Source organism: Pseudomonas sp. TWI929 (assembly GCF_039673335.1).
Lineage (GTDB): Bacteria > Pseudomonadota > Gammaproteobacteria > Pseudomonadales > Pseudomonadaceae > Aquipseudomonas.
In genome coordinates this window covers 64,457-74,911 of sequence record NZ_JBDJLK010000022.1, presented here as the reverse complement: position 1 = coordinate 74,911, position 10,455 = coordinate 64,457, and the positions used below count along the sequence as shown (strand labels likewise).

The following is a 10,455-nucleotide window of genomic DNA, read 5'->3' as shown; positions in this document are numbered from 1 at the left end:
GCTAACCCTGCACTGTAGTTGATGCTTGTACGGGCCTCTTCGCTGCTTTTGCCGCGATGAGGCCGGCACAGGCAAAGCGTGTTTTTCAGGTTATTTGAAGAACTGACTGGGCGTGGTGCCGAACTGGCGCTTGAACATGCTGGCGAAGGCGCTCGGGCTGTCATACCCCAGCGTCCCCGCCACATCGATGATCCGCTCGCCCAGGGCAATCCGCTCCAGCGCCTGCATCAGCCGTGCCTGCTGGCGCCACTGGCCAAAGGTCATGCCGGTTTCCTTGCGGAACAGCCGCTGGATGGTCTTTTCGTCCACCCCCAGCTGCAGGCCCCAGTCGGCCACGGTGGCGTTGTCGTCAGGCCGCTCGTGCAGCGCCGAGCAGATCGCCTGCAGGCGCTTGTCGCTGGGCTGCGACAGCTTCAGCGGCAAGGTTGGCAGCACGCAGATTTCGTCGAGGATCAAGCGCATCACCCGGGCTTCACGCGAGTCTTCGGCAAACGGCGCGGTAAAGCCCACTGAGGCCTTGATCAACTCACTGAGCAACGGCGAGATGCTGATGGCCTTGCTCTGCAGGGGCAGGCCCGCCGCTGCATCGGTGCGCACAAACACACTGCGCATCTTCACTTCACCCACGCAGCGGATCGCATGCACCTGGCCGCAGGGCATCCAGATGCCACGGCTGGGCGGCACGGTCCAGCGTTCGTTCGCGGACTCGACGATCATCAGGCCTTTGATGGCATAGATCAGCTGATGCTTGGCATGGCGGTGGGGTTCGATAAACCAGTCGGTCGGGTAGTCCGTCGCGCGGCTACCCACCTCCCAGCTCCATTCATCCACTTCCACCAGCAATTCATGCTGCGGCTTTAGCATGTTGACCTCGTGTGCAGGCAGCCTGGCAGGCCCACTTTAACAGCAGCGGCTGGGGCGAGCTTGGCCGCGGGTTGCCGGCAACAGCGCGGTGGCCAGCCCCAGCAGCGGCAAGAAGGCGATGGCCTGGTACACCCACTCGATGCCATACCGGTCGGCCAGCTCGCCCAGCCCGGCTGCACCAATGCCGCTGATGCCGAACATCAGCCCGAACATCACCCCCGAGACCATGCCGACCCGGCCCGGCACCGCCTCTTGGGCATATACCACCAGCGCGGCGAAAGCCGAGGACATTACCAGGCCAATGGCCACGGCAAGTACTGCCGTCCAGGCCAGGTTGGCGTGGGGCAGGGCAAGGGCGAAGGGCGCTACACCAAGGAACGAGACCCAGATCACCGCCTTGCGCCCGATACGGTCACCCACCGGGCCACCGGCGAAGGTGCCCAGCGCCACGGCCGCGAGGAACACGAACAGGTACAACTGGCTGTGCTGCACGCTCAGGCCAAAGTGCTCGATCAGGTAGAAGGTAAAGTAATTGCTGAACGAGGCGATGTAGACGAACTTGGCGAACATCAGCACGGCAATGACCGCCACCGCGCGCCACATGGCGCCGCCCGACAGCCCGGGGGCTTGCTGGCCGGCGAAGGACTTGAGCCGGGCTTGGCCATGGCGCACGCTCCAGCCGGTGACCCGCAACAGCACCAATACGGCCAGCGCGGCCGCCAGCATGAACCAGGCAATGGCCGGCTGGCCGTGGGGTATGACGATGGCGGCGGTCAACAGCGGGCCGAGCGCCGAGCCGGTGTTGCCGCCGACCTGGAAGGTTGATTGTGCGGTGCCAAAGCGCCCGCCGGAGGCCATCCGGGCTACCCGCGAGGCTTCGGGGTGGAAGGTTGCCGAACCCACGCCGACCACGGCGGCGGCCACCAGCAGCATTTCATAGCTGCTGGCGAAGGCGAGCAGGGCGATGCCCACCAGGGTCACCAGCATGCCGGCTGGCAGCAGGTAGGGTTGCGGGTGCTTGTCGGTGTACAGGCCGACCCAGGGTTGCAGCAGGGACGCGGTAACCTGGTAGACCAGGGCTATCCAGCCGATCTGGGCAAAGCTCAGGGCGAAATCGCTCTTGAGCATCGGGTAGATCGACGGCAGCACGGCCTGGATCAGGTCGTTGAGCAGGTGTGCGAACGCGGCGGCGCCGACGATGCGGACCAGGAAACCCTGGGGTTGTTCGGCAGGCGGCGTGGCAACCAGTGAGGCAGCGGGGGTCGTCATGGGCGATCTTCTTCTGGCAAAAGGGAGCAAGGCATTGCCGAACGAGGGTAGCCAGTGCCCGGTATGCCTGTCTCACGCCAAACAGGCAGCCACTGTCGCGTTTCGGGCATTCATGCCCGGTGGGCAGTATTGCCGCCCCGGTGGCCGAAACCCTGCTATGCCTAAACAGGGAGCATTCGTTCCGGCCGAGGCCTGGCGCAGTAGGAGCAGTCCTGTACCCAGGCGTTCACTCCCGGCCCCGGCACCCCGCGGGTGGGCGCTGCTAACAGGTGCCGAGCGCAACTGGGAGGTGCCTCATGTTGTTCATCATTCACTGGACCATCACCCCGGAAAACCGCAACGCTGTGCTGGCGCGCTTCGCCAAGACCGGCGGCGCGCCCCCTGCAGACGTGAAACTCCACGGCCGCTGGTACGCTGTGGGGCAGTTGCTGGGCTTTGCCGTGGCCGAAAGCGACCGGCTGGACCCGGTGCTGCAATGGAGCCTGGAATGGAGTGACCTGATGCACATGCACGTTTACCCGGCAATGGTCGACGAACAGGCCGCGCCGCTGTTGCTTGCGGCGCTCAATAACAAAGCCGCCTGATTCGAAGGGGACGAAGGGGCCGGTCAATGCCCGGCCCCTTTTCGCATCATTGCCCGTGCCGGGCCATCCAGCGCAGTAGCGCGGCAATCGGTACGCTGCGGTGAGCCTCGTGCCGGTAGGGTTTGCCCTCGGCGGTAAACCGTTCGCGATAGCGGCTCAGGACCAGGCTACGGCCATCGGCAGAAACCCGAGCTTCCAGTTCGTGCAGCAACAGCGGTTGCCGGGCGGCGCCTTCCAGGCGCCTGAACAGCAGCACGGCAGTTTGGGCATCATTGGTCACGGGCGCCCCCTTCACAATCTACTTGCCAGGCACCAGGCTTGCCGGCCTTGCCTTCTGCCACCCGGTTGCTGCGCCGCTGTGCGGTGTAGTCACGCCGCGCCACGTACTCATCGGGCCAGGTGCGCAGCAAGTCGGTCAGTGGCAGTGCTTCGGCCCGGCCGTCCACGAAGCCTCCGGCCGTGGCTACGTTGCCCAGGGTTTCGACGGTATCGCTGTTGCCTCCAAACGGGTCCAGCGCCAGGCCCAGAACCGTGCCGGTGGCATCGCGCAGGTTGTGGCTACCCAGCAACGGCAGTTCGACGATGGGGCCGTCGGCCATGTTCCATACCCCGAAGGTCTGGCCGAAGTCCGACCGGTGTTGGCTCAGCCCCATTTTTCCGGACACATCGACCAGCCCTGCCACGCCCAGGGTGGTATTGAAGATGAAGCGCGTCAGGCTGGTCGCCGCTCGTTCGCCGTTGCCTTGCAGCAGGTCATTGACGAACACCTTGGGCTCACCGAAGTTGCTGGCAAAGTTGTGTACCCCTTGTTGGGCAAAGTCCGGCAGCTTGGTATAGCCACGGGCGACCGGTATCAGCAGGTAGTCGTCGACCGTGCGGTTGAAGGCGAATACCGCGCGGTTGGCGGGCTCCGCCGGGTCACTGACTTGATAGGCGGTGTTACCGCAGGCAGCAGAGGCTGGGGCGCGTTGGCTGCAACCTCCTGCCGCGAGCAGTGACAGTACCAGTGCGGCAGAGCGCACTGAACGGGAGGCGGACGATGAACGGGACATAGGCACATTCCAGGGAAGAACTGGCGGCGATGCTGCGCAGTTTTGTTTGCCTGGGAATGTCTGGATTGTCTCGGCGCCGACACTTTGTTACTGGTTTGAAATATATGACGACCGCCAGGGGATGGCCTTAAAGTACAGCTTGATTACCTTGGTTGCGGTGTTTTTTTGTGAGCCATTTGCTGATAGTCGACGATGATGTCGAGGTACTCGACCTGCTGCAGAAGTTTCTCCGCCAGCATGGTTACGAAGTAGAGGTGGCCAGTGATGGCAAAGCGCTTTGGCAGGCCCTTGCGCGGCGAGTGCCAGATTTGGTCATACTTGATGTGATGTTGCCCGGCGACAATGGTTTGGTGTTGTGCCAGCGGCTATTGGCCGAGCACAAGGTGGCGGTGATCATGCTCACCGCCATGGCCGAGTTGAGTGACCGGGTGGTGGGCCTGGAGCTGGGGGCGGACGACTACCTGACCAAACCGTTTGCTGCCCGTGAACTGCTGGCACGGGTGAGGGCTGTGCTGCGCAGGGCCGGTGAAACGGCGGGCGGCGCGGTGGGCCATACCTGTGCGGCCCTGGAGTTTGCCGGCTGGCAGCTGGATGTGGTGCGGCGCGAACTGCGCTCGCCGGACAATGTCATGATCCCCTTGTCCAACGGTGAGTTCGAATTGTTGCTGGTGTTTGCCGAACACCCGCGGCGGGTGCTCAGCCGCCAGCAATTGCTGGACTTGGCCCGTGGCGACGGCTACGACGCTTATGATCGAAGCATTGACGTACAGGTTAGCCGGCTGCGCCGCAAGCTGGAAACCGACAATCACAGCGAACCCCTGATCCGTACCCTGCGCAACGCCGGTTACCTGTTTACACCCACGGTTGAGAAGCGATGAACCTGCTCGCCTGGGTGCACCGGGCCCTGCCGCAGCCAAAAATCACCATTGCCCGCTGGATCGCGCTGACCACCCTGACCGCGATGCTTTTTCTGATGCTGCTAAAAGTGCTGTTCAGCCTGCTGCTGAGCGTCTGGGCGCAGCCACCCCTGCTCGAAAGCGGGCTGATCGAGAGGGTAGCCGCGATTACCCGCATCCTGGATGCCGCACCCATGGCGCAGCGGGCCAACATCGCCAGCGCGGCAGGTGACGGCTCATACACCGTGCAATGGTTGCGGCGCCATGACGAAGCGGGCGTACCCGTGTTGGTCGATGCCGAGTACCGCAAGGGCACGCCTGTCCTGCGCGCACTGCTCAAGCGCCCGGATGCCAGGATCCAGGCTTTCCAACCTTCCGACATGCCCGAATACGCCCCTGAACGTGGCTATGCCCTGATGATCGAGCTGGCAGACAAAACCTGGGTGCTGTTCCGCGCCACCAACCGCAGTTGGGGCCTGGATGAATTGCCGCGCAACCTGATCTTCATCGGTTTGATGCTGGTTTCCAGCCTTGCTGTCGCGCTATTGGCTACCCGCTTCCTGGCCAAGCCGCTGGAGCGTTTTGCCGAGGGTGCGCGGCGGTTTGGCAAGGACTTCAACGCCCCGCCCATTCCGGTGGTCGGCCCGCACGACCTGCGCCAGGCCATTCTCGCGTTCAACGCCACCCAGGCCCAGCTCAAGCATTTTATCAACGACCGCACCCAGATGCTGGCGGCAATTTCCCACGACCTGCGCGCACCGCTCACGCGTATGCGCTTGCGCGCCGAGTTCATCGACGATGCTCAGCTACAGGCCAAGTTGTTCAAGGATGTCGACGAGATGCAGGCCATGGTCGACGCTGCGTTGGGGTTTTTCCGTGACGATGCACGGCTTGAACAAACTACCGTGTTCGACCTGGGCGAGTTGCTGCTGACTGTGGTGGACGACTTCAAGGATGCGGGGGTCGAGGTTGGCCTGAGCGGGCCGCACCACTGTGTGTATACCGGCCGGCCAGTGGGTATCAGGCGGGTGCTGGTCAACTTGATCGACAATGCCGCGAAATATGGCCGTGAGCCGACGGTGGTGTTGGCGGTAACCGCCAGGCAGATCGAGATAACCGTACAGGACCGTGGGCCGGGCATCTTGCCAGAACTGCTTGAGCAGGTATTTGCGCCGTTTTACCGTATTGAAGGCTCACGCAACCGCAATACCGGTGGCGTCGGGTTGGGCCTGCCGGCAGCACGGGCCATCGTGCTGGAGCAGGGCGGCAGCTTGACCCTGGGCAACCGCCCGGGTGGCGGGTTGCAAGCCAGGGTTACGCTGCCGTTGGGTTGATCAGAGCCCCAGCTCGCTGAGCCCGGGGTGATCATCCGGGCGGCGCCCCAGCGGCCAGCGGAACTTGCGCTCGGCTTCGCTGATGGGGTGTTCGTTGATGCTCGAATGACGGTTCTGCATCAGCCCGTCATCGGCAAATTCCCAGTTCTCGTTGCCATAGGCGCGGTACCACTGGCCGCTGTCGTCGTGGTACTCGTAGGCATAGCGCACGGCAATGCGGTTGCCGGTGAAGGCCCACAGTTCCTTGATCAGGCGGTACTCAAGCTCATGGTTCCATTTGCGTGTGAGGAACGCTTCGACCTCGGCACGGCCACGGGGGAATTCGACGCGGTTACGCCAGACAGTGTCGGGGGTGTAGGCGAGCGCGACTTTGGCCGGGTCGCGGCCGTTCCAGCCATCCTCGGCCAGGCGAACCTTTTCGATGGCGCTTTCGCGGGTGAAAGGGGGAAGCGGAGGGCGGGGCATCGGGGTACTCCCAAGGAGATGAGGGGTACGAAGGAGCGTAGTACTTCAACACCACGAGGAGAATGCCCGGCCCGGGGACTTCATAATTTCGCGCGGTGCAATGCTGAAAACGGCGTATCGGCATCGTTCCTCCCTGGAGTCATCGCATTGGCGGGATCTGCGCAGCTTGGCTAGGGTCTGTGAGTTGACCCTTGAGGCATCGAGCATGAACAGGACGTCATTTGCAGCAATCGGGCTGCTGGTTGTGAGTCTGGCTGCAAACGCCGAGGATGGCGAGCGTGAAGGGGACTACTGGTACGTGCAGACCAGCGCCTACACCAAGCACTGGACACACGATCCGGAGCACAACAACCACCAGGAACTGGTCGGCATCGAGCGCGTCTACACCGACGGCATGTTGTGGGGCGCGGCAACCTTCAAGAACTCGTTCTACCAACGTTCGTACTATGCCTACCTGGGCAAGGTCTGGGAGCACGAGCGTTATCCCGTTTACGTGAAGTTGAGTGCGGGGCTGATCGAGGGCTACAAGGGTGACTACGATGACAAGATTCCGCTCAACCATCTGGGCGTGGCGCCGGTGATCATCCCATCGCTTGGCGCGCACTGGGGGCCGCTTGGGGTAGAGTTCGTGGTGCTTGGGGGCGCGGCGGGGATGGTCAACGTGGGGGTGCGGTTCTGAGATTTGCGCTGATGGCTACATCGCCGGCATGTGCGATCCCTGTGGGAGCGGGCGTGCCCACAGGGATGCACGTGGCCAGTGCTTCAGTCCCACTCAGGCGCCAGGCCGTCCGGGCTGACTTCGCGGCCATTGCGCTCAAGGCCGGCGATGCGTGCCATGTCGTCGGCGTCCAGCTTCAGGTCACGGGCAAGCAGGTTGCTGGCCAGGTTTTCGCGCTTGGTCGACGACGGGATCACCGCGTAGCCAAGCTGCAGGGCCCAGGCCAGGGCCACCTGGGCGACGGTGGCCTTGTGCTTGGCAGCGATCTCGGCCAGTAGCGGGTCTTTCAGCACCTTGCCGTAGGCCAGGGTCATGTACGAGGTAACGGTGATGCCTTGTTCCTTGAGGAAGGCGGCCAGCTTGCTGTTCTGCAGGTACGGGCTGAGTTCGATCTGGTTGGTGGCGATTTCGCCTTTGCCGACCACTTCGATGGCCTGGCGGGTCAGCTCGATGTTGAAGTTGGACACACCGATCTGGCGGCTAAGGCCCAGCTTCTTGGCTTCGGCCAGGGCGGTCATGTATTCACGCAGTTCAACGCCATTGCCCGGGGCTGGCCAGTGGATCAGCAGCAGGTCGACGTAGTCGGTGCGCAGTTTCTTCAGGCTTTCGCGCAGGCTGGGGACCAGCTTGTCGGCGGCGTAGTTGTCGACCCAGATCTTGGTGGTGATGAACAGCTCGCTGCGAGGTACGCCGCTTTCGGCGATGGCCTGGCCAACTTCAGCTTCGTTGTTGTAGATCTGCGCGGTGTCGATGACCCGGTAGCCCAGCGCCAGGGCCGACTTGACCGAATCGATGACGGCCTGGCCGGTGAGGCGGAAGGTACCGAGGCCGAAGGATGGAATGCTCATGGATCTGCTCCTGGTGAGTGAGGGGGACCGATCTGAGCCTAGTCGCTCGGGTTCGATCGCTCTTCGTGTGGGGAGCAGTGTGCGGGTTTGCGGGGGATTGATTAAGGTGGGGTAGGGCCAAGGTCATTTGCTTCACAGTCAAGAATTGGCGAGTGTGTTGTGTCTGTGTTGATTTAATATCGTTTTTGTCCTGTGCCGGCCTCTGCGCGGGTAACCCCGCTATGAGGCCGATACAGGAAAACGAAACGGCCCGCCATATAGGCGGGCCGTCTGGTATTGCAGGCAACGGTCAGCGGCGGCGGAACAGCGGCAGCGGCTCGTCGGTTGCGGCCTGGTAGGTGACCGAGAAGTCCTTCAGGCTTTGCAGCGCGTCTTCCGGGTCCTTGTCGGCACGGATGGCGAACGCATCGAAACCGCAACGGGCCATGAAGAACAGCTGGTCGCGCAGCACGTCACCAATGGCACGCAGCTCGCCCTTGAAGCCGTAGCGGTCACGCAGCAGGCGCGCATTGGAGTAGCTGCGCCCGTCAGTGAAGGCCGGGAAGTTCAGGGCGATGACCTGGAAGTGCTGCACGTCTTCGCCGATTTCTTCCGCTTCCTGGTCGCTGTCCAGCCACACGCCCAGGCCGCCATCGCGGGCCTTGAGCACATGGGCGTGGTCGCGCCACATCTGCAGCGGGACGATGTAGTCGTCGCAGTTGGTCAGCTCGTCGAACGAAAAGTCCTTGGGCAGCAGGTGCCAGGTTTCGTCGACGATCTGGTTGTTCTTAATGATTCGCTGCATAGACGCGTTCCTTGAAGGGGTCGATACCGATACGCTGGTAGGTGTCGATGAAACGCTCTTCCTCGGTACGTTGCTCGACGTACACGGCGATCAGCTTCTCGATCACATCGGCCATGTCATCCTGGGCAAAGGACGGGCCGAGGATCTTGCCCAGGCTTGCGCCGCGCGCGGCGTTGCCGCCCAGCGACACCTGGTAGAACTCCTCGCCCTTCTTGTCCACGCCGAGAATGCCGATGTGGCCCACGTGGTGGTGGCCGCAGGCGTTCATGCAGCCGGAGATGTTCAGGTCGATTTCGCCGATGTCGAACAGGTAGTCCAGGTCGTCGAAGCGGCGCTGGATGGATTCGGCAATCGGGATCGACTTGGCGTTGGCCAGCGAGCAGTAGTCACCACCCGGGCAGCAGATGATGTCGGTCAGCAGGCCGATGTTCGGGGTGGCAAAGCCGCCTTCGCGCAGTTCCAGCCACAGGGCGTGCAACTGGCGCTGCTCGACGTCGGCGAGGATGATGTTCTGCTCGTGCGAGGTGCGCAGGAAGCCGAAGCTGTAACGCTCGGCCAGGTCGGCCACGGCGTCCAGCTGCTTGTCGGTCAGGTCGCCCGGGGCAACGCCGGTGGGTTTCAGCGACAGGGTCACGGCCACGTAGCCAGGGCGCTTGTGGGCGCGGGTGTTACGCGAGCGCCAGCGGGCGAAGCCTGGGTACTCGGCGTCCTGGGCGGCGTAGTCGACATTGTCGAGGGCCAGGTACTCCGGGTCGACGAAGTGGCGCGAGACACGCTGCACTTCGGCCTCGGTCAGGGTGGTGCTGCCGCCACGCAGGTGGACCATTTCGGCCTCGACCTTTTCGGCGAACACTTCTGGGGTAAGGGCCTTGACCAGGATCTTGATCCGCGCCTTGTACTTGTTGTCACGGCGACCGTAACGGTTGTACACGCGCAGGATGGCATCCAGGTAGCTGATCAGGTCCTGCCACGGCAGGAACTCGTTGATGAACGAGCCGACCACCGGGGTACGGCCCAGGCCGCCACCAACCAGCACACGGAAGCCCAGCTCGCCAGCGTCGTTGCGCACTGGCTCCAGGCCGATATCGTGCACTTCGATGGCGGCGCGGTCTTCCTGCGAGCCGTTGATGGCAATCTTGAACTTGCGCGGCAGGTAGGCGAATTCCGGGTGGAAGGTGGTCCACTGGCGGACGATCTCGCACCACGGGCGCGGGTCGATGATCTCGTCTGCGGCCACACCGGCGAACTGGTCGGTGGTGGTGTTGCGCAGGCAGTTGCCGCTGGTCTGGATCGCGTGCATCTGCACGCTGGCCAGCTCGGCGAGGATGTCTGGGATGTCTTCCAGTGCCGGCCAGTTGTACTGCACGTTCTGGCGGGTGGAAATGTGGGCGTAGCCCTTGTCGTAGTCGCGAGCGATCTTGGCCAGGGTGCGGACCTGGTTGGCGTTCAGCTGGCCGTACGGCACGGCGACACGCAGCATCGGCGCGAAACGTTGGATGTATAGGCCGTTCTGCAGGCGCAGAGGGCGGAATTCTTCTTCGCTCAGCTCACCGGCCAGGTAGCGGCGGGTCTGATCACGGAACTGCTTGACGCGGTCCTCGATGATCCGCTGATCGTACTCGTCGTATACGTACATAAAAG

Annotated in this window: 12 protein-coding genes; 4 read left to right on the top strand and 8 right to left on the bottom strand. The window is 63.1% G+C overall.

Annotation, left to right across the window (positions count from 1 at the left end; all coding sequences use genetic code 11):
- Nucleotides 1-90: 90 nt before the first annotated feature.
- Together ABE456_RS12170 and ABE456_RS12165 are read right to left on the bottom strand one after the other, a co-directional pair.
- Nucleotides 91-864, bottom strand: coding sequence for a helix-turn-helix transcriptional regulator (locus ABE456_RS12170; RefSeq protein WP_346644138.1), 774 nt, complete (start codon nt 862-864; stop codon nt 91-93).
- A gap of 36 nt (nt 865-900) precedes the next feature.
- A complete protein-coding gene (locus tag ABE456_RS12165; RefSeq protein WP_346644137.1) occupies nt 901-2,133 on the bottom strand; it encodes an MFS transporter in 1,233 nt (410 codons plus the stop codon).
- Nucleotides 2,134-2,429: 296 nt separating this feature from the next.
- Between ABE456_RS12165 and ABE456_RS12160 the strand changes: the two genes are divergently transcribed.
- The gene (locus ABE456_RS12160; protein ID WP_346644136.1) at nt 2,430-2,717 is read left to right on the top strand and encodes a DUF3303 family protein; all 288 of its coding nucleotides are present in this window, start codon (nt 2,430-2,432) and stop codon (nt 2,715-2,717) included.
- Nucleotides 2,718-2,763: 46 nt separating this feature from the next.
- Here the strand turns inward: ABE456_RS12160 and ABE456_RS12155 are convergent, their stop codons facing one another.
- Both ABE456_RS12155 and ABE456_RS12150 read right to left on the bottom strand, forming a co-directional pair.
- Nucleotides 2,764-2,997 carry a hypothetical protein gene (locus ABE456_RS12155; RefSeq protein ID WP_346644135.1) on the bottom strand — a complete coding sequence of 78 codons (234 nt, stop codon included), beginning with the start codon at nt 2,995-2,997 and terminating at the stop codon, nt 2,764-2,766.
- Nucleotides 2,987-3,769 carry a VacJ family lipoprotein gene (locus ABE456_RS12150; protein ID WP_346644134.1) on the bottom strand — a complete coding sequence of 261 codons (783 nt, stop codon included), beginning with the start codon at nt 3,767-3,769 and terminating at the stop codon, nt 2,987-2,989. Before ABE456_RS12150 ends, ABE456_RS12155 begins: the two co-directional genes overlap by 11 nt.
- A 167-nt stretch (nt 3,770-3,936) precedes the next feature.
- Here ABE456_RS12150 and ABE456_RS12145 point away from each other — a divergent pair, with 167 nt between their 5' ends.
- Complete coding sequence (locus ABE456_RS12145) at nt 3,937-4,647, top strand: response regulator (RefSeq protein WP_346644133.1); 711 nt, start codon at nt 3,937-3,939, stop codon at nt 4,645-4,647.
- Nucleotides 4,644-5,999, top strand: a complete 1,356-nt coding sequence (locus ABE456_RS12140; protein WP_346644132.1) for an ATP-binding protein — start codon at nt 4,644-4,646, stop codon at nt 5,997-5,999. The genes ABE456_RS12145 and ABE456_RS12140 overlap by 4 nt, the downstream gene beginning before the upstream one ends.
- On the opposite strand, the gene ABE456_RS12135 is transcribed toward ABE456_RS12140, so the two are convergent.
- Entirely contained in the window at nt 6,000-6,464 is a 465-nt protein-coding gene (locus ABE456_RS12135) for a nuclear transport factor 2 family protein (RefSeq protein ID WP_346644131.1), read from the bottom strand.
- A 205-nt stretch (nt 6,465-6,669) separates the two neighbouring features.
- On the opposite strand from ABE456_RS12135, the gene ABE456_RS12130 reads away from it, so the two are divergent.
- Entirely contained in the window at nt 6,670-7,143 is a 474-nt protein-coding gene (locus ABE456_RS12130) for a sn-glycerol-3-phosphate transporter (protein ID WP_346644130.1), read from the top strand.
- 83 nt (nt 7,144-7,226) lie between these two features.
- Here ABE456_RS12130 and dkgB read toward each other — a convergent pair whose 3' ends face one another.
- The 3 genes from dkgB to ABE456_RS12115 all read right to left on the bottom strand — a co-directional run bounded on the left by dkgB (nt 7,227) and on the right by ABE456_RS12115 (nt 10,450).
- The gene (dkgB, locus tag ABE456_RS12125) at nt 7,227-8,030 is read right to left on the bottom strand and encodes a 2,5-didehydrogluconate reductase DkgB (protein ID WP_346644129.1); all 804 of its coding nucleotides are present in this window, start codon (nt 8,028-8,030) and stop codon (nt 7,227-7,229) included.
- 289 nt (nt 8,031-8,319) lie between these two features.
- Entirely contained in the window at nt 8,320-8,814 is a 495-nt protein-coding gene (locus ABE456_RS12120) for a DUF934 domain-containing protein (RefSeq protein WP_266030308.1), read from the bottom strand.
- Nucleotides 8,798-10,450 (bottom strand): nitrite/sulfite reductase, encoded by a 1,653-nt coding sequence (locus ABE456_RS12115; protein ID WP_346644128.1) that lies wholly within the window; start codon nt 10,448-10,450, stop codon nt 8,798-8,800. The genes ABE456_RS12120 and ABE456_RS12115 overlap by 17 nt, the downstream gene beginning before the upstream one ends.
- Between the last annotated feature and the right edge of the window lie 5 nt (nt 10,451-10,455).